Source organism: Hymenobacter sp. J193 (assembly GCF_024700075.1).
Taxonomy (GTDB): Bacteria; Bacteroidota; Bacteroidia; order Cytophagales; family Hymenobacteraceae; genus Hymenobacter.
Genome location: NZ_JAJONE010000001.1, coordinates 667,135 through 692,817 on the forward strand (window position 1 = coordinate 667,135; position 25,683 = coordinate 692,817).

The following is a 25,683-nucleotide window of genomic DNA, read 5'->3' on the forward strand; positions in this document are numbered from 1 at the left end:
CTGGTTGAGTCGAAAAAATAAGAGGCGGGTCAGGCAACTAAGCGTACCCGACCCGCCTCTATACAAGCGGTGAATATGAAGTAAGAGTGGGTCCTATTTGGTGAGTGAATGATGACCCTGAGGAAGTCCTTTGGCCTGACCCTGCTGCAACAGGAAGGCAAAGGCTTCCTCAAACTCGTTTCGGATCTTGCCATCCAGAATAGCTTCCAGCACGGCTTCCTTCAGCTCGCCCACTTCGCGGGAAGGCTTCAGCCCAAACGTCTGCATAATAACCTCGCCGGTGATGACGGGCTTGAAGTTGCGCAGATGGTCTTTTTCCTCTACTTCCTTTAGCTTCTCCTCCACCCGCTCGAAGTTGCGCAGGTAGCGCGCCACGCGCTGGTGGTCTTTGCTGGTGATATCGGCCTTGCAGAGCAGCATCAGCCGGTCTATTTCGTCGCCAGCCTCAAACAGCAGGCGGCGCACGGCTGAGTCCGTCACGGTTTCCTTCACCAACGCAATGGGGCGCAGGTGCAGCCGCACCAGCTTCTGGACCTGGCGCATTTCCTCGCCCAGGGGCAGCTTCAGCTCGGTGAAGATGGCGGGCGTCCAGCGGGCGCCTTTGTCTTCGTGCCCGTGGAAAGTCCAACCCACTTTGGGGTCGAAGCGCTTGGTGGCGGGCTTGGCAATGTCGTGCAGAATGGCGGCCCAGCGCAGCCATAGGTCGCCGCCGGCCTCGGCCACGTTGTCGAGCACCTGCAGCGTGTGGTAGAAGTTGTCCTTATGCGCGTGTTGCCCACGCTTTTCCACGCCCTGCAGCTGGGCCATGCGCGGGAAAATCAGCTGCAGCAGCCCTGAGCTGAACAGCAGCCTGAAGCCGTAGCTGGGCTTGGGCGCCAGAATCAGCTTGTTCAGCTCGTCGGTTATCCGCTCCTGCGACACAATTTTGATACGCTCCTTGTTGCGGGCAATGGCATCGAAGGTGTCGGGCTCGATGTCGAAGTTGAGTTGAGCCGCAAAGCGCACGGCCCGCATCATGCGCAGCGGGTCATCGGAAAAGGTAATGTCGGGGTCGAGGGGTGTGCGGATGATCTTGCGGCCCAGGTCGCCCATGCCGTCGTAGCGGTCTACGAGAGTGCCAAAATCCTCAGGGTTGAGGCTCAGGCCCAGGGCATTGATGGTGAAGTCGCGGCGGGCCAGGTCTTCTTCCAGGGTGCCGGCTTCCACCTCAGGCTTGCGGCTCTCGGCCCGGTAGCTTTCCTTGCGAGCCCCCACAAACTCGATTTCCACCTCCGGCGTGGGCAGCATGGCCGTGCCGAAGTTCTTGAACACTGTGACGCGCGGCCGGGAAGGCAGCCGCTGCCCTACGGCCTGGGCCAGCCGGATACCGTCGCCTACGCACACCACGTCTACATCCTTGCTGGGCCGCTCCAGCGCCAGGTCGCGCACAAAGCCCCCGATTACGTAGGCCGGGTAGCCCAGTTCACCGGCCGCATCGGCAATGGTGCGGAACAAGGGTAAATCGGGAAGCTGGGGAGTTTTCATGCGCGGTACCATAAGCCAGACAAGCAGCAAAGGTAACCGCCCCGCTTCGTACTTCCACTGCCCCCGTCAGCAGGCAGCTTCCCTCCGACTTTACTTCCTCCTTACTCGCGCAAGGTTTCCAGCGTGCCGTCGGGCAGCACGCGCACCACCCGCGAGGGCGTGGCCGGCGTTTCATCGTCCTGGCGCCAGCTCACCACGTAATCTACGGCCCGCACCAGCGCGGGACTGATAGCCGAAAAAGTGGCCGCAGTTGGCTCCCCGCTGCGGTTGGCCGAGGTAGACACCAGGGCGTGGCCCAGGCGCTGCACCACCTTGTGGGTGAATTCGTCGCGGGGAATGCGCAGGCCAATGGTACCGTCGGGCGCCACCAGGTTGGCAGCTACACTCGGGGCAGCGGGCACCACGTAGGTGGTAGGGCGCGTTTCGGCCGCCAGCAGCTCCGGCAGGTTGGGCGGCACCACGGCGGCGTAGCGGGCAAACATCTGCTCATCAGCAACCAGCAGGATGCAGGCTTTTTCGGCGGGGCGGTTTTTGAGGGCGTAAAGGCGCTCCACCACCCGGGGCAGCTCGGCGTCGCAGCCCAGGCCCCACACGGTATCAGTGGGGTACAGGATAACCTGCTGAAACAGCAGCGCATCGACGGCGGAGTCTACTTCCTGGCGAAAAAAATTACTGGCCATAGCGAATTCAGAAATGAAAAAAGACGGGCGAATGGTTCTGCCGCCTAATAGGGGTTCAGTGCCCTCAGCGGAAACTTCGGCGGCCTCTGCGGGCTAAAGACGTACGCCTCATTACGCTAAAAGTAGGCAGGAAAACGCCTCCGGCAGTTATTCCCGGATGCTCTGGCACAGCTCTACCAGTACCCCGGCTGCCGTTTTAGGATGCACAAAGCAGAACAGCTTGTTGTCGGCTCCTCGCTTGGGCTCCTCATTGAGTAAGGTGAAGCCCTCGGCCCGCAGCCGCGCCATTTCCGCCCGGATGTCCTCTACCTCAAAGGCTACGTGATGAATGCCCTCGGGCTTTTTCTCCAGAAAGCGCGTGATAGGACTGTCGGGGGAGGTGCCGGCCAGCAGCTCAACCTTGGAGCCGCCTACCTGAAAAAACACCGTATCCACGGCCTCGCTGGTTACGTGCTCCTTCTTATAGGGGGCCACGCCGAGCAGGCGCGTGTAGAGGTCGGTGGCGGCGGCCAGGTCGCGAACGGCCAGGCCCAGGTGCTCCAGATTGATGAACATAGGGGTGGGAGGGAAAAGAGGCAGAACAAAGTAGCCTACCTTGTTTGGATTGTGTCTATTTTTGTGGCGTAAAAGTAAACCTCCCCGCCGGGTTACGTGTTCTAGGAGAGAATAATTCTCCGCTGGCTACCTTTGCCGCTGACTTTCATCCGACGCCCATCAAGCACTATGCTGAAGCTGCCAATTTACCTCGATAACAACGCCACCACGCCCCTGGACCCGCGGGTGCTGGAAGCCATGCTGCCCTACTTCACGGAGCACTTCGGCAACGCGGCCTCCCGCAACCACCCCTTCGGCTGGCAGGCCGAGGAAGCTGTGGACTACGCCCGTGAGCAGATTGCGGCCCTCATCAGCTGCGACCCCAAGGAAATCATCTTCACCTCGGGCGCTACGGAGTCGGATAACCTGGCCATCAAGGGCGTGTATGAGATGTACGCGCAGAAAGGCAACCATATCATCACGGCTACTACGGAGCATAAAGCAGTGCTGGATACTTGTAAGCATCTAGAGAAGCAGGGTGCCCGCGTAACCTATCTGCCCGTGAATGCCGACGGCCTCATCAGCCTGGAAGAGCTGGAAGCGGCCATGACGCCCCAGACCATTCTGGTGACCATCATGTATGGCAACAACGAAACCGGCACCATTCAGCCCATCCGTGAAATTGCCGCCATTGCCCACAAGCACGGCGCCCTGTTCATGACCGACGGCACCCAGGCTGTAGGCAAGATTCCGGTGGACGTGCTGGCTGATGGCATCGACCTGATGGCCTTCACCGGCCACAAGTTTTACGGCCCCAAAGGCATTGGTGCCCTGTACGTGCGCCGCAAGAACCCCCGCGTGAAAGTTACTGCCCAGATGGATGGTGGCGGACACGAGCGGGGCATGCGCTCCGGTACGCTCAACGTACCCGGCATTGTGGGCCTGGGCAAAGCCTGCGAGCTGGCCCGCCTGGAAATGGCCGCCGATACTGCCCGCCTCAGCGCCATGCGCGACCGGCTGGAAAAAGAGCTCCTGACCCTGGAAGAAAGCTACGTGAACGGCTCGGTAACGCACCGCCTGCCCCACGTAACCAATATCTCCTTTAAGTACGTGGAAGGCGAAGGCCTGATGATGGGCGTGAAAGACCTGGCGGTATCGTCGGGCTCGGCCTGCACCTCGGCCTCGCTGGAGCCCTCGTACGTGCTCAAGGCCCTGGGTTTGAGCGACGACCTGGCGCACTCTTCCCTGCGCTTTGGCCTGTCCCGCTTCACCACCGATGAGCAGATCGACTATGCAATCGGCCACGTGAAAGAAGCCGTGACCAAGCTCCGCGAAATGTCCCCGCTTTGGGAGATGTTCAAGGAAGGCATCGACCTCAACTCCATTGAGTGGGCTGAACATTGATTTCAATTAGTAATTAATAATTAGGAATGAGTAATTCCCGGCCATCTGGCATCGGCTCCGCCCTTCCAAATTTTTAATTACTAATTATTAATTACTAATTCTTTTCAAAGAAAAGCCATGGCTTACTCCGATAAGGTAATCGACCACTACAGCAACCCCCGCAACGTGGGCACGCTGGACAAAAGCAAAAAGAACGTAGGCACCGGCTTGGTGGGCGCTCCTGAGTGCGGCGACGTAATGCGCCTGCAGATTGAGGTAGACGAAACCACCAACACCATCACCGACGCCAAATTTAAAACCTTCGGCTGCGGCTCGGCCATTGCCTCGTCGTCGCTGGCGACGGAGTGGCTGAAAGGCAAGACCGTGGACGAGGCCTTGGCCATCGACAACATGGAGATTGTGGAAGAGCTGGCGCTGCCGCCCGTAAAAATCCACTGCTCGGTGCTGGCCGAAGACGCCATCAAGTCGGCCATCAACGACTACCGCGTGAAAAACGGTCTTCCCGAGCTGGAAATGGCCAAGTCGCACCACTAGTAGAACTGAGACACTAGAAGTGAGAAGTTAGACTCCACGTAGCGGGGTTGACTTCTCACTTCTTAGTTCTAACCTCTCACTTCTATATACATGGACGTTTCTCAGGATGTACGCGTGGAAAACGCGCGGATTCAGCGGCAGATTGAGGAGTACCTGGGGCTGGGTGCCGGCGAGCTGCTGTTTGAGTTCCGGCAGCTGGAGCCCGGGCAGGTGCGGCTGGACCTGATTACCGTCAACCCGCGTCACCACCAGAGCTTCCTGTTTCGCTACGAGGTGGGCTACGACCGGGTTGATGCCCTGCGCAAGATGCTGGCCTACGTGCAGAGCGCCCGCGACAACGAAAGCTCCTACACCATCCAGTGGCGGGCCCGCGGCGACAAGGAGCTGCACACCTCCTACTTCCGCGCCCATAACCCTTACGAAGCCCTCGACAAGCTTTACTATGGCCGCGACCAGACCACGCTCACCGTATTCAGCGTAGTCCTGAATCCTTCTTCGTAGTTGATTGTTACCAGATCGGACGCGCCACTCCCCTGCTGACGTGCCCGCCTGAAAACCGGCAACCACAACTGACAACCGACATGATTACCGTTTCTGATAAAGCCAAAGAAAAAGTAGCTCACCTGATGGCCGACGCCCAGCTCGACGATACGTATCGTCTGCGCGCCTCGGTAGCCGGTGGGGGCTGCTCGGGCCTGAGCTACAAGCTCGACTTCGACAATGAAGTGAAGCCCATGGACCAGGAGTTTGAAGACAAGGGGGTGCGCGTGGTAGTGGACATGAAAAGCTTCCTTTACCTGGCCGGCACCGAGCTCAACTTCTCCGACGGCCTCAACGGCAAAGGCTTCTACTTCGACAACCCCAACGCTTCCCGTACCTGCGGCTGCGGCGAGAGTTTCTCGGTATAAGCCCTGAGCAATTGCGTTGAATACCGTACAGGCCACTCCTTCGGGGTTGGCCTGTTTTTTTATACCTAAGCGTTGTAGGATAGGCCTGCCCCACTTGGACGTCTACATAAGTTTGCCGATTTCGTTCAAGCCGGGTGGGTTCTGAGAAACACTTGTGCAACGTTTCCTAGGCTACCTGGACAGGAACTGCAAAAGAGACCTAAACCCTGTAGAACGTCATGCTGAGCTTGCCGAAGCATCTCTACCGCTTCGTTAGATTACCACTGCAACGGTGCGGTAGAGATGCTTCGGCAAGCTCAGCATGACAACCGTTTTTTCATTACCGGCCCGGCCACACAGCCTATGACCTCCAGCGCTGCACCGGCGCTTAAGTGCACAAAAAAGGCCTCTCGCACGGTGCGGGAGGCCTTTTACTTTTCGGCTAGCTGCTGTATGCGGCTAGTTCGTCTTCAGGAGCTTGTGCGTGGTGCGCAGCTGCTGGCCCTGCAGCACCAGCAGGTAGCTGCCCTGGGGCAGCTGCCGCAGGTCGAGCTGCCGGGAGGCGGGCACCTGGCCGCGGTACACTTCGCGGCCGCTCAAGTCGGTGATGGTAGCCTGCACCGGACCGGCGTGCTCCGGCAGCTGCACGTACAGCGTGCTGGCCACGGGGTTCGGGTAGATGCCAGCCGTGAAGCTGCTCTGCACCGTGCGAATCTCGGAGAAGCTAACCGAGCCATCCTGGTCTACCTGACGCAGGCGGTAGTAGGCTACGCCGGCCAGGGGCTGAGCATCTACGAACAGGTAGGCATTGCGGGAAGTGGCAGTGCCTTTCCCAGCCACGCGGCCAACCGGGGCGAAGTGCACCCCATCGGTGGCGCGCTCTACCACGAAGTAGGAGCTGTTGTGCTCCGAGGCCGTAGCCCAGCGTACATCCACCCGAGTGCCCGTCCGCTCGGCCGCGAAGGAGGTCAGCTCCACGGGCAGGGGGTTGTTGTTGACGTCCTCATCAATGCTGGCCAGCACGAAGTCGCCTAAAGACGTGAACGAGCCTGATGTAACGGTAGTAGCTGTGGGGGGCACAGTGGCCGACTGGCCGATGTTCACCCAGGGGCTACCATTGTTTGAGCTGGCAATAACCAAGGCGCCTGCATTGGTCACGGCGTCCTTGGCAGCATCATACGACAGCGTGATGGTACCGGCAAAATTGCCTGCGCTAGATGTTACGGTATAGTACCGCAGCTTGGATACCCGCTTAAGGTCGCCGCTCAACGTCTGGTTGGCCGGGGCTCCTTCATGCTGCACGGCGGTGAATGTGCCAGCATCAGTTTGGCTGATGTTGAGCGTAAGCGGACGATACTCCGTGTCCATACCAATTGGGAAGGACAAGGTACCGGCACCGGCTACTTTCACGCGGGCCAGCGGGCCATTGATGTAGCTGGTGCTGCTGCCCCCTGTGAGCGTAGAGCCCAGCGTGAGCAGGTTGGTAGCATCCGTGGTGAGGATGCCGTTGGTCAGCGTCAGGTGGCTTACCGAAACTGGGCGCGCCAGCGTCACGCCTGTCGCATTGTTGATGGCAAGTGTAGATGTGGGCCCGAAAGTGAGCGTACCACCACCACCAATAGTTTGCGGTGCCGTTCCATTCAGCGTCAACGTTTCTGCTGAGCCAGGATTAAACCCAAGTGCTGCGCCTGAGCTTACGGTCACGTTGCCGCCAATGAAAATAGAGTTCCCCAGGTTAAGCTCAACTGTGCCGCTGGTTACCGTCAGGTTACCCGCAATTGTTAGTACTCCACCAGACGTAGATCTAGCTTGTCCAGCAGCACCCAGATCAAACTCCAGGTTGCCATAAGTACGCTGGCTTACTGGTGGGGCATATGGCCCACCAACACTCCCGGCTGGAATTGTAATTACGTAGGTGCTGGCAGGTTCAAGCGTGATGGCTGAATTGGGAGCTGTTGCTCCAAATATCTGCTCGCCGCCCGACTGCTGCACGCGGGAGCCGTTGCGGAATACTACGGTGTTGTAGCTGGCTGTGTTTGTACCGAAAGAAGCACCGCTCATAAGCGTATTCTGCAGGAAGGAGCTGCCCGACACAAACTCTATGCTATTGGTACCATTACCCAGCAAGCGCTGTGCGCCGTTGTTGAATTCCAAATGTCCGGCAATGGTAGCCGTTGCGCCCGTCGCCAACTGGATGTTAAGCCCCGTAGTGGCGCCAATCGAACTGGTAACCGTAAGCGAAGAGCCAGCCTCAATCACGAAGTCGGCTCCGTTGAGGTTGGTGTTGCGTACAGTGAGGGTGCGGTTGTTGGAGGCATTCAGGAAAGTAGCGGCTACGTTGTTACGCAGGATCAGTTGACCGATAGATTCGCTGGTGCCAAAGTCTACCGTAGGAGTAGCCGTAAGTGTGGTAATACCATCGAAGATCAGCAGGTCATTGCCGGTGGCCGTAGTACGGGCTGGCGTCCAGCTGGCCGCAGCTGTCCAACTGGTGCCGGTGCCATTCCACACGTAGGTGGGCGGCGCGGCACCAGTCAATACGATGCGGTAAGGATTCTCATTGCCGGTTGCATCGTTGTTAGCAATGCTGAGCACAGCCGTTTGAGTAGCCGAGCTGCTGGGCGTAAACGTGACGGTGAACGTAGTGCTACCGGCGCTGGCGATAGGGCCCGTGGGCTGAGCCGTAATCGTGTAGTCGGTCGAAGCGCCGGCCTCAAAGGTAACGGCGGGAGTGCCGTTCAGCGTCACATCGGTAGTACCCAGGTTCTCGATGGTGAAGGTAGCCGTGACGGGCGTACCAGTAGGAACCAAGCCGAAGGAATAACCGCCGCCACTGGCAATGCGCGTACCACCCTGCGTCACGTTGATTTCGGGGCCGGTAATTACCTGGTAATCGGCAATGCTGATGTCGTCGATGTTGATACGGTCACCCCCGGTTTTTACAATCCGGATTCTCACATCCCCTGAAATAGCAGTACTGGGAGTGAAAGTGTAGGCCGTGAGGGTAGAGGTAAGCGTTCCTGAGCCACCAACCAACGTCCAGTTGACCCCATTATCCACTGAAGTCTCTACATTAAAGCTTCCGCTCAAATCACCGGTGTAGTTAGCCGCATACACGACAATGCTTGCGGCCCCATTCGTTTTGTTGAAGCGCATGGTGAGCTTGCCAACATTTCGAATTCTGGCTGACTTGCTCCCGTTCATCATGTCCGAACCAGAGGTTGCTAGTAAAGCATCATTAAACTCCCAGCTACCCGACGTCAAAGTCACATTACTAGTAGTATATCCTGTCTTACTGACACTAGCCTCAAAATCCTCAAACAGCCCAGCAAAAGGCTCCGTAACAGTAAAGGTGGCAGGCAGGGACTTGCCTCCACCCGGGCCGCCCGTAGTAACGGTGACGGCATAGCTTCCGACCGTGGCTATAGCAGTGGCTGGGATGGTTACCGTGAGTTTAGTCCCAGAATTAATAGTAGGCGTGTACTCCACTCCGTTGAATGTAACAATAGCTCCGCTCACGAAGCCTGTTCCATTCACGACTAGTGAGAAAGCCGCTGAACCAGCAACTTTGGTATTGGGTTCGAGGCTGGTAATAGTGGGTACCGGGTTGTTTACCGTGAAGGTTTCGGTGCTGGTAGCCGTACCGCCCGGCGTAGTTACGCTGATAGTACCGGTGCTAGCCCCCGTGGGTACGTTAGCCGTAATCTGGCCAGTGTTATCTACCGTGTAGGCCGAGGAGGCCACCGTGGTGCCGTTGAACTTAACACTGATTACGTCCGTAAAGAACGTGCCGGAAATAACCACCCCAGCGCCCGGTGCCCCGTTATCAGGCGTGAAGCCGCTGATAGTAGGTGGGGTAGCAGTCAGGAAACTGACAGTACCTGGTGTGGGTTTGTAGTTATTGAAGCTAGTAGATGTACTGCTTTCGTTGAATACGTATACATCGGCCACGTAGCTGGTACCCTGTGTCAGGCCTGTCACGGTAGCCGTAGTGCCGTTACCACTTAGTACTACGTAGTTGTTAGGGCCGGTAGTGCTGCCTGAGCCATAAGCCAGATTGGCGCTGTAGCTGGTCTTATCAGCAGGCGCCACAGCTGCGGCCGTAGCGGGACGTACGACGATGATGCGTCTGTTGCCCCCCGAAGTAGAAAGCGAAACACTGCTATTGGTTGGCGTACCACTCACCGAGATAGTAGGCGTTACGGTAGGCTCTGCTACTACTGTACCCAGGCCAGATACCGTTTTCGTTCTTTCGCTAGCACCCGTAGAGTTATGACGGATAGTGTTACCCAGACTGCTGGTAACAGTGTTGCCAGTCAAACGGATGTACACCGACACATCCGTCAGCGTGCCCGAGCCCATCGGAATAGTCCGGGAGTCGAAGAAGTTAGTACCGTCTAGCGACACCTGATAGCCCGTAGGAGCGGCTACGTCTACCCCAGCCGTGAGGTTAGTAGCACTTACACTATACTGTTGAGCATCTGACGTCTCGCCGGCAATAGTGTTAAACGCGGTGAAAGCCGCCGTAGAAACCGTAATAACTGGAGCTGGAGCAGCCGTAGTGAAGGCTACGCTGGTAACGCCAGCCTGCACGTTCGGTGTAGCGGCGTTGTCTTCAGCTACCAAGTACACTACATAGTTGGTGCTGGCCGAGAGGCCCGATATGGTACCAGAGCTTTCAAAGCTCGTGGAGGCGTTAATGATGGTACCTTTGGCACCAACGGCAACCGTGGTGCTGCTGGCATCCTGCCCGGCCTTCACATTCGCTACCGTAGGTGCCGCAGCCGTAGCCGGCAGCACTACAAAATACGTCTTGCCAGCTTCATCCAGCTTCGAAGTAATGGTGGCGCCAGTGGTGGTAGCGGCTGATACTGCTGGAAGTGGCGTTACGAAAGTAGGTGGCGTGGTATCGGCGGCGTTGGTAGTGAATGCCAGCGCCGTGGACGTATACACACTACTTGCGTTGGGGGTAGCGGCATTGTCTTCGGCTACCAGGTATACTTTATAGTTGGTGCTAGACGCAAGACCTGTTACCGCAACACTTCCTGTAAAGGATGAAGCTGGGTTGGTGAAGCTGCCGGACTTGGTGGCGGTATTACCGTCACCATCCGTACCGGCTTTTACCTGCGCCACTGTAGTAGGCGCCGTAGCTGTAGCAGGCAGCAGTACATAATAGGTTTTACCAACTTCGTCCAGCTTCGAGTTGATGGTGGCACCAGTAGCAGTAGCGTTTGTAACTGATGTTGACGCAGCTACGAAAGTTGGGGCTTGGGTGTCAGGAGTTGAAGGTGCAGTACCGCTAAGCACAAGTTTCTGTACTCTGTCACCTTGACGACCAGTTGTCCCCTTATTTGAGAATCGAATTACTACCTCGGAGGAAACCGACGTCAGCGCAATCTTCGCATTTACATAAGCAGAGCTTGTTGGCGTTGCAGAAGTTGCTGTTTGTGTGTAAGTGGCTCCATTGTCATAAGAGACTTCAACAGTTACAGGGTTTTCAGGAGTACCACTACCAAATGTAGCCACATCAATAGATAATGACACGTTGGTATAACCAGTCAGGTTATACTTACTAGTTGTTATCTTATCTACACTTGACTTCTCCAGCAACCAGTAACTAGACTTATCAATAGTTTCTGAACCTCCATTGACAAATGTCCAGCCCGTTGGGGCTGCTCCGCCACCTGCGTAATTAAATATCTCTGTCTGCCCCCCACCCCAGCAGCGGGAGCAGCAGCAGGGCGAAGGCCACAAAGAAGCCCCGGACACAAAGTGGCGGGGCTACCCGCAGTCGAGTAGAAAGTGAGGTCATAGAGAGGTGTGTATGAGAGTTTAGGAAATGCGCGCACTCTGAGAGTCTAAATATAGCGGGTTAGAAGTCTATCTGATGCTATTTCCGGGGTTACAGAATTATTACCTGTTCTCGCCGAGACAATAAAAAAGGCCTCCCGAACACCGGGAGGCCTTTTTTGGTGGCAGAAAAATCTGCGCTGCTTATTGTTTCACGATGCGCTGCGTCCAGTTCTGGCCGCCCTGCTCTACGCGCACCAGGTAGGTGCCACGCTGCAGCTCACCCAGCTGGAGGTTGCCATCGGCAGCCAGGGTGCGGTTCAGAACTACCCGGCCGGTCAGGTCAAGCACCTGTACCCGGGCGTTCTGGATGATTACCGGCAGCTTCACCGTTACGTTGCTCTGTACCGGGTTGGGGTACACGCTCAGGCTGCCAGCTTCACCGTTCACCACCGTTTTCACTTCCGTGTAGGCAAACTTACCGTCGAGGTCTATTTGCTTGAGGCGGTAGTAAGCGGTGCCGCTCAGCGGGTTCTTGTCGGTCGACTTGTACTCGTGTTTGTTAGTGCTCGAACCGTTGCCGGCTACAAAGTCAATCGTCTGGAAGTTCTTGGCATCAGCCGAGCGCTGTACTTCAAAGCCTTTGTTGTTTACTTCCGTAGCCGTGGCCCAGTTCAGGTTCACCTGCTTGTTCTGCAGCTTCACCGAGAAGGCAGCCAGCGTCACAGGCAGGGGCTCACCCACAATCACGATGCCTTCAATCTGCTCAGCCACGGTGGGCGTCAGGTAGTTTTCAGCGGTTTGCGTGATAAAGCCGGTGTTGGGGTCGATGTTGTTGAACTCAAACGAGTAGAAGTAGTAGCTCTTAGACTTGTCGAAGCCTTCGATGGTCTGCTGGGTGTTAGCCCCAGCATACACTACAAAGTAACCAGGAGCAAGCGTTGGGCCGCTACCGTAGATGGAGTTGTTGGTCTGATACGAAACACCATCTACCGGCTGACGGTTGGTGGGCAGCGAAGAGTTTTCGCTGGCTACGATCAGGTGACCTTCGCCCTGGCCAGCTACCGAGCCAATGTAGCTAACGGTGATGGTAGAGCCGCTACGCGTCAGCAGGAAGGGGCGCTCAGCCGTAGGCTGTGTGTCAATCGAGCGGCCCGAGAGCTGACCGTTGCTTACGAAATCCTGTTCCGTCGTGATAGCAAAGTCCGTGCTCTTGAAGCGCAGGTTGTTGGAAGCCTGGCCCAGGTAGGTAGGAGCATAGCGTACGTACAGGGGGGCATTTACATCATACGTCGTAGCATTCGGGGTGTAGGTTGCCGTGGGAGCGAAGTTTACACCGTCGGTCGAAAGCTCGAACTGAGGAGTACCACCCGGGTTCTGAGGCGAGGGCGAGGTATTCGAGATGGAAATCGTGATAGGCTGGCGTACCCGGGCTGCGGTGAAGTTCAGGTTCTGAACCGACGACTTGTTGTTGATGATGATCAGGCCGGGATTCGTGAAGGCATTGGTGATTTCCACCTGCGGACGGCTGGTGCCGGATACCGGGAAGGTAACGGGGTTGGCCGGGCTGCTGGTGTGGGTGATGACGGTGGCATCCTCACGGGCAGTTGGAGGCAGGTAGCGGATGTAAACCGTGGTTACCGTCAGGTCATTGCCGGAGTTGCGGGGGATGGTAATGGTGTTACCCGTAGTGTTACCCAGCGCTTCCAGAGCAGCTACCGACAAACCTACCTGGTAATAAAGCGGTGCCTGTACGTCAACACCTTCCAGCAGATTGGTACCCGAAAGCTGGTAGGTCTGCACTGCCGAAGGCACGCCGGGTACGGTAGAGAACAGGCTGAGCGCACCCGAGGCGTTGATAGCCGAGTTACCCGTCAGGCCGTTGGCCACAATGTTGAGCGTACCCATAGCGGTTGTGTTGCCAGGGGTTACACCTTCCGCTACAATCTGCCCCGTGAAGGGACCAGACGGCGTACCAACCAGCTGCACCTGAATTTCCTGCGTCACGTTGCCGCTGGCGTTGGTGGTCAGGGTAATAGGGGTGTTAACGTAGGCACCGGTGCCAAACAACCGGAAGCGGACGTTAGCCTGCTGAGGCGTCAGCGTCACCGTGGAATTCGGAGCCAGGCCGGTAGCCGTTACAATAGAGGTTCTGGTGCCCGAGCCGTTGGTCGATACCGTACCAAAGTCCATCGGGTTGTTGGTGAACGTAATGGCCGAGGTAATAGCTGGTTCACCTTCACCCGTTACCGTAACAGTCCGCGAAATCTGAGGACCATTAGGGTTAGCAGTGGTAAGCACGATGCTCTGGTTCCGCGCACCCGTCTGGGTAGGCGCAAACTGAACGTAGATGGTAGTAGGTGCTACCGAAGTACCCGTGCGGGACAGCACGATAGGCTGATTCGTGAACGTGGTATTGTTCCGGCTGATGCGGTAGTCTGAAGGAGGCGTGATGGTGATGTTACCCGACAGGTTAGAGCCCGAAACCTCAAATGTTTGTGAGGATGTGGTTTCGCCAATGTGCGTGGCGTTGAACGGCAGCGTGGTAGGCGTGATAGTCACGGTTGGAGGAACCGGAAGGCCCTCACCCGAAACCGTAAAGGTGTTAGTAACAGTTCTAGCCGGATTAGTCGGCGTCGGTGCCAGCGAAGAAAGACGAACGTTAGCAGTGCGGTTGCCTATAGCGGTAGGAGCAAACTGCACATAAACATCAAAGCCATTATTTGCTTCCGTGGCCGTAAGAGTTACAGAACTGCCGAAGGTGCCGTTGCGGCTAACCTTAAAGTCACCAGGGTTTGTCCCGGTCAAAGTAACATTTACGTTATTTATGAGGCCAGTACCTTTTACCCGCACAACAACGGGGAAGCCGGCATCAATGGTACCGTCGTTAACCTCAGTTTCTTCGTCGGTACCAGCTACCTGCTCCGTAGTCTGGCCCACAACCGTATCTATAAAGTCAGGGGCGTCGCTATTGATGGTGGAACCACCAAGAGTTTGGGCAAAGCCTACCGTTGGCAGAACAAAGAGGGCCAACAGGAACACCCAAATAACCGACCATCCGGCGCGGTGTTGGGTGCGAGTGTATGAATTCTTCATATGAGTACGTGGAAAAGTTTGGAAGAAGAAAAGGGCAATTTGTTGACTGTCAGTAAATTTTAAGAAACCACTTGGTTAATTATGGTCCTTGTACGCATTTGAAACAGTGCAGTTCAATGATTTTTCTGACATTTCATATGATTTTTTCTTATATGTAGTTGCTTTTATATTCATTTATGCTGTACTTGGTGGGTTTGCTGGCTTCATAACGCCCCCAAAAGCGTGGGGCGAAATAGCAGGGAAATCGGTTTAGCGGGCTTACTGTCGTTTACATATTTCGTGCCCAAATGATTCCGGGCTCCATCTGGATATACGAATAATTATCTTTTTGCGGTTTTAGGCTTTTACGCCCCTTATACGTTCTTTCTTGGTCAGGCAAACCCTTGATTGAATGCAGGCTCTTGTCCTGAGTTTCACATATCAGGTAAGGCTGATGCCAGGAGATACTCTTACCCAACTACAACATTATCATAGATAGTTGAAATGTGCAAAAGAAAATCCGATTATTCGGATAGGAATTACTCTACTCCCACAGCGGGTAGTGCTCCAGATGGACTTCCTGCCCAAAGAAGATCCGAGTGCTTTCCTCGAATGAGCGGGTGAAATCGGACACGTAGAAGTGGTGAGCTGGTGCAGGTCCGGCAGCCGGGGCGGCCAGCTCCTGTGCCAGCAGGTACTGCTGTACGTGCTGCGCTACCACATCGGAAGCATCCAGCACTGCCACGCCCCCCTTATAGTAGTCCGTAATCTGCTGCTTGATGAGCGGGTAGTGCGTGCAGGCCAGCACCAGCGCCTCTATGCCCTGCAGCACCGGGCTGGACAGGTAGGAGTCGATGATGTTGCCCGAGATAGAGTTGTTGAAGAAGCCTTCCTCTATCATTGGGGCCAGCAACGGGGTAGCCAGGCTCCGCAGCTCTACGCCGACATCCAGCTCATCTATCTTTTTGCGGTACACATTGCTGTTCACAGTCTGCTTGGTGCCGATAAGCCCCACGGTGCGGCCGGCATAGGCCTGCCCTACGTGCGCCACAATCGGGTCGATGACGTTCAGTACCCGGGCCTTGGAGCCCACGTACTCCTTCACCAGCTCGTAGGCAGCTGCCGAAGCCGAGTTGCAGGCAATCAGAATCACCTTGCACTGCTGCTTCAGCAGCAGGTCGCAGATCTTCACGGAGTAGGCCTGAATAGCAGCCGTGCTTTTGTCGCCGTAGGGCAGGTGAGCGGTGTCACCGAAATAGATCAGCCGCTCCTGCGGTAATACCCTGCTCACTGCCCGCGCCACCGTCAGGCCCCCAATACCGCTGTCGAACACCCCAATCGGTCGGGCCGCAAGGGGGAAAGAAGCTGCTTTTCCCATATCGGGCGCAAAGGTAGGATATTTTCCCTGAGAAATTTCACCAGAAGCCGCATTCGGCATTTACCAGCCAGCACACAGCTTCCGGTGGGGCTTGCTTGCTGCCGTATTTTCTTCTATATAGTAGCCAGCAATCCTTGGTACCCCCACCCTCCCCCGTTATGAGTACGGTTCTGCAAGAAATCGACCAGGCCCTGGCGTCTTTCAACCCGGCCCGCGGCCGCCCCATAGCCATTGAGCTGGGCGAGCGGAAGTACACCCAGCTGATTCTCGACGTAGCCCACCTGCACCAGGCCGGCGGCGAGCTGACCACCAACACGGGCCGCCCCCTCGCCTACCGGGGCCTCGAAATCCTGCGCGACGAGCTGAACGTGGACCGCGTGCGGGTTATTTGAAGTGGTGAACTAATGAGTTGGTGAAATGGTGAGTTGACGTTCTACCGCCCAGGTAGCGCAAGCAGCACGGCCAACTCACCATTTCATAATTTCACCATTTCACAATTTCACCGCCCGTACCTTTGCGGCATGAATCTGCTTTCCGCTGAGAACCTTTCGAAGAATTACGCCGACCGGTGGCTTTTCCGGGACCTGAATTTTGGGCTGCAACAAGGCCAGCGCGTGGCCTTTGTGGGCATCAACGGCACCGGCAAAACCACGCTGATGCGCATTCTGGCCGGGCTGGAGCAGCCCGATACCGGCCTGGTAAGCACGCGCAAGGGCATCCGGGTAACGTACCTGGGCCAGAACCCGGAGTTCAATGAAAGCCTGACGGTGGAGGAAACCATCTTCGCCAGTCAGAACGATACACTGCGCGCCATCCAGGAGTACGAGCACGTGGTAAACGACCCCGACCACAAGTCCGATGACCTGCAGCGGGTGCTGGAGCGCATGGATTCGCTGAATGCCTGGGACTACGAGGCGCAGGTGCAGCAGATCCTGAGCCGGCTGGGCATCCTGGGCGAGCTGCTGACGCGCAACGTAAGCCAGCTTTCGGGCGGGCAGCGCAAGCGCGTGGCTTTGGCCCGCGTACTTATTGAGGAGCCCGACGTGCTGCTGCTCGATGAACCCACCAACCACCTGGATCTGGCTACCATTGAGTGGCTGGAAAACCGCCTTTCCTCCCCCAGCCTTACGCTGCTGATGGTAACCCACGACCGGTATTTTCTGGATAGCGTGGCCAACGAAATTGTGGAGCTCGACAAGGGCCAGGTGTACCGCTACCAGGGCAACTATGCCTACTTCGTGGAGAAGAAGGCCGACCGCGAAATGCGCGAATCGGTGGAAGTGGAGAAGGCCCGACAGCTGTTCAAGAAGGAGCTGGACTGGATGCGCCGCATGCCCCAGGCCCGGGGCACCAAGCAGAAGGCCCGCATCGATGCCTTCTACGTGACCAAGGAGAAGGCCAGCACCAACCTGAGCAAGCAGCAGGTGGAGCTGAGCGTGAAAACCACCCGCCAGGGCGGCAAAATCATTGAAGCCAGCCACCTCAACAAGAAGTTTGGCGACAACGTGGTGCTCGACGATTTCAGCTATGTGTTCAAGAAGAAGGACCGGATTGGCCTCGTGGGACCCAACGGCGCCGGCAAGTCCACCCTGCTGAATATGCTCACGGGCAAGCTCCAGCCCGATTCCGGCACCATCGAGGTCGGCCAGACCACCGTGTTCGGCTACTACACCCAGACGGAGCTGGAATTCGACCCTTCGCAGCGTGTCATCGACATTGTAAAGGAAGTAGCCGAAGTGGTGGAGCTGGCCAACGGCGACGTGCTGACGGCCAGCCAGTTTCTGAGCTTGTTTCTGTTTCCGCCGGCCCAGCAGTATACACTGGTAAGCAAGCTGAGCGGAGGCGAAAAGCGCCGCCTGCAGCTGCTGCGGGTGCTCATCAAAAACCCCAACTTCCTGATTCTTGACGAGCCCACCAATGACCTGGACCTAGGCACGCTTAACATTCTGGAAGACTTCCTGCTGCACTTCGGCGGCTGTCTGCTCATCGTGAGCCACGACCGGTACTTCCTCGATCAGCTGGCCGAGCACCTGTTTGTGCTGGAGCCCGGCGGGGCCGTGCTTAACTTCCCCGGCAACTACACCGATTACCGTGAGTACCTGGCCGAGCGCGAAACCGAAGCAACCCAGGAAGCCGCCGAAAAGGAAGCCAAAGCCGCCCGCGCTGCCGCCAAAGTAGCCGAGGCCGCCCCAACGCCGGCCCCCGCGCCCAAGCCCGCCGAGGCGCCCAAGCGCAAAGCTTCCTTCGCGGAGAAAAAGGAATACGAAACCCTGGAAAAGGAAATGGGCCAGCTCGAAACCCGCAAGCAGGAGCTCATCGGCAAGCTTAACTCCGGCGCCGGCTCCCACCAGGAGCTGGCTGACTGGGCCGCCGAGCTGAAGCGCACCGAAACCGCCCTCGACGACAAAGGCATGCGCTGGCTGGAGCTGGCCGAGCTGGTGTAGCTTCTACGGTCTAAACAAATAGCAAAAGCCCCTTCCGTACGTACGGAAGGGGCTCTTGCTATTTGTTTACCTTATCCCAAGTCCTTCGGCAGTGCCGCCCGCCCCGCTTCATCAACCGGAAAAGGCCAGCTGCGCGCCACGGCACTTAGCGGAATGGGCGCGAAGATGTGCGGAAAATATGCCTGTCGGCTCTCAGCCCATTCCCGCTCTACCCGCACCTGCGCGGTGGCCAATGCGGCTTCATCGATTTCCAGCAGCACCGCGTCCGGGCTGTTCTGGTAGTGCTTGCGGGCGGTGTCCAGCACCTGGCTTAGTTCCGAGGCGTGAATGAAGCCTTCGGCGGCCAGATCAGGGCTGGCAAAAAAGCTCGTGTGCTGCGCGGCGGCCCAATCCGCCGGGCGGGCTATGCGGTAGAGCATGGTCAAATGGTTTTCTGGTTTCGTTCTGACGAGCCATTCAACCCAAAACCATGTAGTAGCAATTCACTAGGCCTGCCACAGCTCCTGCTGCACGGCTTTGCCCACGGTAAGCACAATGCGGGTGGGGTTGGGAATGAGGGTAATGCGGGCTTCTTTGCCGGGGTATTTTTCCGAATCAACCCACACGCCTTCTTTGGGCGAGGGAGTGCCGCCGGTGCTGGCGGGGAGGTAGGCAGTCGGCAGCAGCACGTCGGTATCGGAGTTCAGGTCGTTATGAACTTTTTCCAGGGCCGCTTCCAGAAACGCGCCGTATTCGTCGTTGAAATCGTCCTCCAAGTCGTGCAGCTCCTCCTCTACTTCGTCGTAGCGGGTGTCGTCGTACGAAAGCTCGTGCAGAGTCTGTTTCTTCTCGATGAGTGCGGTAAGGGCGCGGTTGAGGTCCTCCTTGTTCATAGCCACGGGCAATAAAATGGTGTACCACAAAGGTGCGCAGGTTTCGGGAAAATCCCATGCCCGGGGTCGGCCCCATCTCCAGACCGGCCACCAACTCGGCGCAGATCCGGGTATTCCCGTATTTTTACTCCCGGTAACTTATCCACCCGCCACCCAACCGCTTCCCACCCATGGAAACCATGACTTCGCCCGCCGTGCAGGCTCACCCCGCCCACGACTTTCTGCCCCTCAACGGCACCGACCACCTGGAGCTCTACGTGGGCAACGCCAAGCAGTCGGCGTACTTCTACCAGGCCGCGTTTGGCTTTGAGCTGGTAGCCTACTCCGGCCCCGAAACCGGGGTGCGCGACCGGGCTTCCTACGTGCTACAGCAAAACAAAATCCGCCTCGTGCTCACCACTTCCCTCCTGCCCGACTCCGACATCACGCGCCACGTGGCCAAGCACGGCGACGGCGTGAAGGTGATGGCGCTGTGGGTGGATGATGCCCGCAAAAGCTTCGAGGAAACCACCAGGCGCGGTGCCAAACCCGCCTTCGAGCCCTATACCATTCAGGATGCGCACGGCTCCGTGACGCTGGCCGGCATCTATACCTACGGCGAAACCATCCACACCTTCGTGGAGCGCAGCAACTATACCGGCCCCTTTCTGCCCGGCTACGTGGCTAAAACCAGCAACGTGCCCCAGGGCACGCCGGTAGGTTTGCAGTACGTAGACCATTGCGTGGGCAACGTGGGCTGGGGCCAGATGAACCAGTGGGTGAAGTTTTACGAAGACGTCATGGGATTCAAGCTGCTCATCACCTTCGACGACGACGACATCAGCACGGAGTACTCGGCCCTGATGAGCAAGGTGGTAAGCAACGGCAACGGCTTCGTGAAATTCCCCATCAACGAGCCCGCCGAAGGCAAGAAGAAAAGCCAGATTGAGGAGTACCTCGACTTCTACCACGATGCCGGCGTGCAGCACATTGCCATCATCACCCACGATATACGCTCGACGGTAGCCGAACTGCGCCGCCGTGGCGTGGAGTTCCTGACGGTGCCCGGCACTTATTATGATGACCTGCTGGAGCGCGTGGGCACTATTGACGAGGAGCTGGAAAGCATCAAGGAGCTGAACCTGCTGGTAGACCGCGACGAGGAAGGCTACCTGCTGCAGATTTTCACCAAGCCGGTGGAAGACCGCCCCACGGTGTTCTTCGAAATCATCCAGCGCAAAGGCGCCAAATCGTTCGGCAAAGGCAACTTCAAAGCCCTGTTTGAAGCCATTGAGCGGGAGCAGGCTCTGCGCGGCAATCTGTAATCCCGCCGCCTTCTGATTTTCTTGGACTGCCAGCATTTTGAAAGCAAGCGTTCAGCGCCCCGGCCAGATGGTCGGGGCGCTTTGCGTTTTGGCCCGCCAGCTCACACGATGATGTGAGTAACGATTCTGCCCGCCAGCGGCTGGCCCATAGCCACTCCGCCAGCATCTGTTTCATTAGGCTGCTGAGGGAGCCTGATGCTACGGGACGCAACAGGCTTACTGGTGGGTCATATTATCCGGCGGCTTTATCGTCTCACCCAATTATGGGATTGATTGCCTATCGTTTATCCGCTTGGTTTGCCGGTGCATTTCTCCCGAATTGGCTTTCGGGCTTGCATAGCTACCTGTCACCTTTTTCACACGCATGAAAGCAAATTTTCTACGCAAAGCCAGCCTGCTTACCTTGTTGGGCACCGGCCTCACCTTCAGCAGCCAAGCCCAGCGGGGCGGCCATTTTCTGAGCTTCACCAGCCAGCAGGACGACCAGGTAACGGTGCCCAACTTTGCGTTGCCGGCTTCGGGGCCGTTTTCCCTTGAGGTCTGGGTGTACTACAACGGCTCTGCCTTCGGCGCGGCCGGCTCCTTCAATACCGTGCTGGAGTTTGGCAATGATGACCCCTGGTTTGGTGTCAACTCGGATAGCAAGGTGGAATTTTACTCGGGTCTGGAAGGCGGCACCGTGCCGGTGCGTACCTGGGCACACCTGGCCTACACCTGGGACGGCACCACCGGCACCATCTACCTGAATGGCGACGCCGTGGGCACCACTAAAGCCGCCCCGGACCGCCTGGGCAGCAGCCTGGGCATCGGCTTCGGCTCCAGCGACACCGGCTGGCAGGGCTATATCGACGAGGTGATGGTGTGGAACGTGGCGCGCACGCAGGCTCAGATCAAGAGCGACCAAACCAACGGCCCGGGCAACTCCCCCGCCGGGCTGCTGGCGTATTTCCGGTTCAATGAAACCTCCGGCCAAACCGTGCTGAACCAGGCCAACCCGACCCTGAGTGGGGTACTGGGCGCTACCAGCGCTACCGAAGCCAATGACCCGGTCTGGACCAACGAGGTATCCACCGCCAACCGCCTCCCCACTACCCTGACAGCGCGGCTGCAACCAAACTTTCCCAATCCTTTCGCCCAGGCTACCACTATTCCGTTTGTGCTGAGCCGCCCGGGCCACGTGGAGCTGCGGGTGCTCGACGTGACTGGACGCGCAGTGGCTACGCTTGTAGATGAGCCCCGCCCCGCGGGCACCTACACTATACCTTTCACTCACACCAAACTGGCAGCGGGCGTCTACTACACCCAACTCACCCTCGACGGGCAGAGTACGACGCAGCGGATGGTGGTGCAGTAGCAGTTACCCTACTTGATTAATACAAAGAGCCCCAGCCGAAACAGCCGGGGCGCTTTTATGTGATATAAGGTTGCCAGACGACTTAACCAAGGGCCTTTACTTTGAGCCTACCAGGATGCCGCTCACGAAATAGTTGCCGGATTCGGTGCGCAGGTTGTACACGGCGGGGGCGGTGCCCGCATCCTGCCGGTCGGTGAGGTGGGTGGGCGCTACGGTTGCAGCCTGTAGCTGCAACAGGTCGTCGGTAGTTTGCAGGGAATCGGCGCGGCGGGTTTGCCCGTTGCCGAGCACGAGCGGGTGGTTGGGCGTGAGCAGCAACTCGGTAGCAGGCAGACCGGATGCTAGTGATGGTTCCACTGATGCATACACGGCGTATGCTCCAATCGTGAGCTGTACCAGCAGGTAAGCGGCTTCCGTGTGCTCATCGAGGCGCAGAACCCGGGTAGGCACCACAGCATCGGCAGCGGCATCGTAGCCCAGCACCACGTCGCCGGCGCGGATCTGCTCAATGGGCAGCTGCCGGCCACCGGGCAGGGCTACCATGGCCGTAGCAGGAAAGCAGGTAGCCAGGTGGCAGCTGAAAGGCTGATCGTAGGCTTGCTGCAGGCTGCAGTACTGCTGGTTGAGATCGTACACGGCGGCGGTAAAATCCGCCAGGCTCTGCACTTCCATCAGCATCTGCTGCTGGCCGCCGGCCAGCGGGGCAATATTGGCTTTTTCATCTTCCCGCCTGATATCGTCGGTGTAGTGGATGGCGGCCAGTTCCTTCTGAAAGGGAGCTACGCGGGCTTTTAGCTGGGCTTTGTGCGCCGTCCAGGCCGCCGTGAGCCGGGGCAGGTACTGGCGCATCAGGTCCTGGCGTCGCTTGAAGAATTGTCGGTTCTGCTCGTACACCCGCTGCTGGCCGGCGCAGTCGCCATCTTTCGCCTCGGGCAGGCGCTGGGCCTGCTGGCTTTGTTCCAGCGCCATCATGTCGGAGTGCAGGGCCGTGGTCAGGCGCTGTAAAGCCGAGGGCGTCTGGCTGCTGGCGGCCAGAGCGGTGCTCATCGTGCTGTAGGCTTCAAGGGCGGCTTTGGTTACCAGCGGCCCGAGCGGGGCGGCCGGCGTTTTACCGGCTACGCTCTTCATGCTGGCCTCATTCAGGCCGTGCTTGCGCATCAACTGCTCCGTGTAAGCATCCTGCTCGGCTTCCGACTTCTTAGCCCAGGCTTTCTGAAAGGCCGGGTCGCGCATCTGCTGCATAAACTCGGCCTGCGCAGCCTGGTAGGCCGGGTTGGCGGTCAGGCGCTGCTGCGCGGAGCCGGGCGCGGCCATTTGCTGTTGCAGAAACTGGGCTTTTTCCGCGTCGCTCATCTTGGCTAGCTTGGCCTGAAACGCGGGATCCTGCATCTGCTGGGCCAGCTGCAAGGCCTGGGCGTTGTGCCCGGGCAGCGCGCTGCCCTGCTGCTGCAGGTAGGCCATTTTCTGCTGGTCGGTCATGTTTTCTACGCCGTCGGCGGTGGCTTGCTCACCGAAGGCCTGCATGGCCGCTTCATCCCGGCTTTGCCCGGCGGTGCGGGCGGTGGTAATAGCCACCATGTGCTGGCCGATCTGCTTTTCCAGCGCGGCCAGCTCGGCCGGGCGCTGCAGCGCGCAGCCAAAGGCTGCGGGTGGGGCCGGTACTTTGTCAAACAGAAGAGTGACGTCCGTTTTAATGGGCTTCTGGGCCAGCGCCACGCCGGCCACCAGCAGAAACGCCGAAAGCAAAACCAGAAACATCAAAAAGCTAACAGCGCGGTGAGCAGAGTGCATAGTAGCGGCAGAAAGAAAAATGATTGACCGCAACCGGTCGCGCCGCCCCGGTGGCTACGCAGCAGATTGCGGCCGCAAGTGCGCCAAAAAACGGCCGTGCGTCAATCACATTATCGGGGCTGCGGCCTCGCATATTGATGTGAAACCGGGCAACACTCCCGATTATTTCCCACTTTGCCGGCCGCCCGGCCGCCGCTGATTTTCATAACTTCTTTTTCTTTGTCCCGTCAATAGCGTTTTCGCAACCTCCCACCAGTTTATGGCCCTCTCAACCGACCTCCAACAGAAAATCAACACCTGGCTGACCGGCAACTACGACGCGGACACCAAAGCCAACATCCGGCAGCTGCTCGACTCCGACCAGGAAGAGGCGCTGAGCGACGCCTTCTACCGCAACCTGGAGTTTGGCACCGGCGGACTGCGCGGTATCATGGGCGCGGGCTCCAACCGCATGAACCGCTACACGCTGGGCATGGCTACGCAGGGGTTGAGCAACTACCTAGTGCAGCAGTTTCCCGGCCAGGAAATCAAGGTGGCCGTGGCCCACGACTCGCGCAACAACAGCGCGGAGTTTGCGCGCATTGCTGCCGATATCTTCTCGGCCAACGGCATCACGGTGTATCTGTTTGAGGCGCTGCGGCCCACCCCGGAGCTGTCGTTTGCCATCCGCCACCTGGGCTGCCAGAGCGGCTGCGTGGTCACGGCTTCCCACAACCCCAAGGAGTACAACGGCTTCAAGGTATACTGGAACGACGGAGCCCAGGTGGTTTCGCCCCACGACAAGAACATTATCACGGAAGTAAACGCCATCCAGAGCGTGGACGACGTGCGCTTTCAGGCCGATGCTTCGCGCGTGCAGCTGATTGGGGCGGAGCTGGACGCGGCCTACTTGGCCAAAGTAAAAGAGCTCAGCATCAACCCCGAAGCCATCCGCCGCCAGCATGATCTGAAGATTGTGTATACGCCCCTGCACGGCACGGGCATCACGCTGGTGCCGCAGGCGCTGGCGCAGCTGGGCTTCAGCAACGTGCACATTGTGGAGGCCCAGGCCACACCTGATGGCAACTTCCCCACGGTACTCTCGCCAAACCCCGAGGAGAAAGTAGCCATGCAGTTGGCCCTCGACCAGGCCAAGGCCCTGGACGCCGACCTGGTGCTGGCCACCGACCCCGACTCTGACCGGGTAGGCATGGCCGTGAAAGACAACCACGGGGAATGGGTGCTGGTGAACGGAAACCAGACGGCTGCCCTGCTCACGCACTATCTGCTCTCGGCCAGGGCCCGCGCCGGCAAAATGACGGAGCAGGACTTCATCGTATACACCATCGTGACCAGCGACGTGCTGGGTGATATTGCCCGGCGCCACGGCGTGAAGGCCTATCAGACGCTGACGGGTTTCAAGTACATTGCCGGCATTATCCGGGAGCTGGAAGGCCGCGAAACCTACATCGGGGGCGGCGAGGAAAGCTACGGCTACATGATTGGGGACTTCGTGCGCGACAAGGACGCCATTTCGGCCTGCGCGCTGATTGCCGAAATGGCCGCCGTAGCCAAAGACCAGGGCCACACGCTCTACCAGGAAATGCAGCGCATGTACGCCACCTACGGCCTGTACAAGGAGCACCTGATTTCGCTCACCAAGAAGGGCCAGCGCGGGGCCGAGGAAATCCAGGAAATGATGCGCGACCTGCGCGCCAACCCGCCCCGTACCATTGCTGGCCTGGCCGTGACCGAGCTACGCGACTACGGGCAGGGCGTCATCCGCAACCTGCACACCGGCCAGGAGCTTCCCACCGGCCTGGAAAGCTCTAACGTGCTGCAGTTTATCCTCGAAGACGGCAGCAAGATTTCCGCCCGCCCTTCCGGCACCGAGCCCAAAATCAAGTTCTACTTCAGCGTAAAGCAGCCCTTGGCATCCGTGGTAGACTTCGACCTGGCCAACCGCCGCGCCGACGAGAAGATTCAGGCCATCATTGCGGACATGCAGCTGCAGTAAAATTTAATTTCTATAAATTAAATAAAATACCCGGACTGATATAGCCCGGGTATTTTATTTAGTTTCGGGTCATTATCTGGTTTTTTTACCTCTGGATTATCTTTCTTATCTCCTCG

18 protein-coding genes are annotated in these 25,683 nt (G+C 57.9%); 9 read left to right on the forward strand and 9 right to left on the reverse strand.

Annotated features, from left to right (window positions below):
- Positions 1-93 precede the first annotated feature (93 nt).
- The 3 genes from LRS06_RS02830 to mce form a co-directional block, all read right to left on the reverse strand.
- Positions 94-1,524 carry a CCA tRNA nucleotidyltransferase gene (locus LRS06_RS02830; protein WP_257870087.1) on the reverse strand — a complete coding sequence of 477 codons (1,431 nt, stop codon included), beginning with the start codon at positions 1,522-1,524 and terminating at the stop codon, positions 94-96.
- Positions 1,525-1,625: 101 nt separating this feature from the next.
- The gene (locus LRS06_RS02835) at positions 1,626-2,204 is read right to left on the reverse strand and encodes an L-threonylcarbamoyladenylate synthase (RefSeq protein ID WP_257870088.1); all 579 of its coding nucleotides are present in this window, start codon (positions 2,202-2,204) and stop codon (positions 1,626-1,628) included.
- Between the two features lie 147 nt (positions 2,205-2,351).
- Positions 2,352-2,759, reverse strand: coding sequence for a methylmalonyl-CoA epimerase (gene mce, locus LRS06_RS02840; RefSeq protein ID WP_257870089.1), 408 nt, complete (start codon positions 2,757-2,759; stop codon positions 2,352-2,354).
- A gap of 171 nt (positions 2,760-2,930) precedes the next feature.
- Here mce and LRS06_RS02845 point away from each other — a divergent pair, with 171 nt between their 5' ends.
- The 4 genes from LRS06_RS02845 to LRS06_RS02860 all read left to right on the forward strand — a co-directional run bounded on the left by LRS06_RS02845 (position 2,931) and on the right by LRS06_RS02860 (position 5,584).
- Positions 2,931-4,142, forward strand: coding sequence for an IscS subfamily cysteine desulfurase (locus LRS06_RS02845; RefSeq protein ID WP_257873368.1), 1,212 nt, complete (start codon positions 2,931-2,933; stop codon positions 4,140-4,142).
- 117 nt (positions 4,143-4,259) lie between these two features.
- A complete protein-coding gene (gene iscU / locus LRS06_RS02850) occupies positions 4,260-4,676 on the forward strand; it encodes a Fe-S cluster assembly scaffold IscU (protein WP_044001465.1) in 417 nt (138 codons plus the stop codon).
- A gap of 90 nt (positions 4,677-4,766) precedes the next feature.
- Positions 4,767-5,177, forward strand: coding sequence for a hypothetical protein (locus tag LRS06_RS02855; protein WP_257870090.1), 411 nt, complete (start codon positions 4,767-4,769; stop codon positions 5,175-5,177).
- Positions 5,178-5,257: 80 nt separating this feature from the next.
- On the forward strand, positions 5,258-5,584 hold the full coding sequence (locus LRS06_RS02860) for an iron-sulfur cluster assembly accessory protein (protein ID WP_149069025.1): 327 nt from the start codon (positions 5,258-5,260) through the stop codon (positions 5,582-5,584).
- 438 nt (positions 5,585-6,022) lie between these two features.
- Here the strand turns inward: LRS06_RS02860 and LRS06_RS02865 are convergent, their stop codons facing one another.
- The 3 genes from LRS06_RS02865 to murI all read right to left on the reverse strand — a co-directional run bounded on the left by LRS06_RS02865 (position 6,023) and on the right by murI (position 15,806).
- Complete coding sequence (locus LRS06_RS02865) at positions 6,023-10,870, reverse strand: choice-of-anchor D domain-containing protein (protein WP_257870091.1); 4,848 nt, start codon at positions 10,868-10,870, stop codon at positions 6,023-6,025.
- A gap of 687 nt (positions 10,871-11,557) precedes the next feature.
- Positions 11,558-13,915: a T9SS type A sorting domain-containing protein gene (locus tag LRS06_RS02870; protein ID WP_257870092.1), complete on the reverse strand. Its 2,358-nt coding sequence runs from the start codon at positions 13,913-13,915 to the stop codon at positions 11,558-11,560.
- Positions 13,916-14,972: 1,057 nt separating this feature from the next.
- Positions 14,973-15,806 (reverse strand): glutamate racemase, encoded by an 834-nt coding sequence (gene murI / locus LRS06_RS02875; protein ID WP_257870093.1) that lies wholly within the window; start codon positions 15,804-15,806, stop codon positions 14,973-14,975.
- 158 nt (positions 15,807-15,964) lie between these two features.
- Between murI and LRS06_RS02880 the strand changes: the two genes are divergently transcribed.
- Both LRS06_RS02880 and LRS06_RS02885 read left to right on the forward strand, forming a co-directional pair.
- Complete coding sequence (locus LRS06_RS02880; protein WP_196953025.1) at positions 15,965-16,198, forward strand: hypothetical protein; 234 nt, start codon at positions 15,965-15,967, stop codon at positions 16,196-16,198.
- 129 nt (positions 16,199-16,327) lie between these two features.
- Positions 16,328-18,250 carry an ABC-F family ATP-binding cassette domain-containing protein gene (locus tag LRS06_RS02885; protein ID WP_257870094.1) on the forward strand — a complete coding sequence of 641 codons (1,923 nt, stop codon included), beginning with the start codon at positions 16,328-16,330 and terminating at the stop codon, positions 18,248-18,250.
- A gap of 71 nt (positions 18,251-18,321) precedes the next feature.
- On the opposite strand, the gene LRS06_RS02890 is transcribed toward LRS06_RS02885, so the two are convergent.
- Both LRS06_RS02890 and LRS06_RS02895 read right to left on the reverse strand, forming a co-directional pair.
- The gene (locus tag LRS06_RS02890; protein WP_257870095.1) at positions 18,322-18,669 is read right to left on the reverse strand and encodes a DUF952 domain-containing protein; all 348 of its coding nucleotides are present in this window, start codon (positions 18,667-18,669) and stop codon (positions 18,322-18,324) included.
- Between the two features lie 66 nt (positions 18,670-18,735).
- On the reverse strand, positions 18,736-19,122 hold the full coding sequence (locus LRS06_RS02895; RefSeq protein WP_257870096.1) for a hypothetical protein: 387 nt from the start codon (positions 19,120-19,122) through the stop codon (positions 18,736-18,738).
- 170 nt (positions 19,123-19,292) lie between these two features.
- Between LRS06_RS02895 and hppD the strand changes: the two genes are divergently transcribed.
- Positions 19,293-20,426, forward strand: a complete 1,134-nt coding sequence (gene hppD, locus LRS06_RS02900; protein WP_257870097.1) for a 4-hydroxyphenylpyruvate dioxygenase — start codon at positions 19,293-19,295, stop codon at positions 20,424-20,426.
- A 364-nt stretch (positions 20,427-20,790) separates the two neighbouring features.
- Entirely contained in the window at positions 20,791-21,780 is a 990-nt protein-coding gene (locus LRS06_RS02905) for a LamG-like jellyroll fold domain-containing protein (protein ID WP_257870098.1), read from the forward strand.
- 96 nt (positions 21,781-21,876) lie between these two features.
- Here LRS06_RS02905 and LRS06_RS02910 read toward each other — a convergent pair whose 3' ends face one another.
- Positions 21,877-23,571 carry a Hint domain-containing protein gene (locus tag LRS06_RS02910; RefSeq protein ID WP_257870099.1) on the reverse strand — a complete coding sequence of 565 codons (1,695 nt, stop codon included), beginning with the start codon at positions 23,569-23,571 and terminating at the stop codon, positions 21,877-21,879.
- 259 nt (positions 23,572-23,830) lie between these two features.
- Here LRS06_RS02910 and LRS06_RS02915 point away from each other — a divergent pair, with 259 nt between their 5' ends.
- The gene (locus LRS06_RS02915) at positions 23,831-25,567 is read left to right on the forward strand and encodes a phospho-sugar mutase (protein ID WP_257870100.1); all 1,737 of its coding nucleotides are present in this window, start codon (positions 23,831-23,833) and stop codon (positions 25,565-25,567) included.
- The last annotated feature ends 116 nt before the right edge of the window (positions 25,568-25,683 follow it).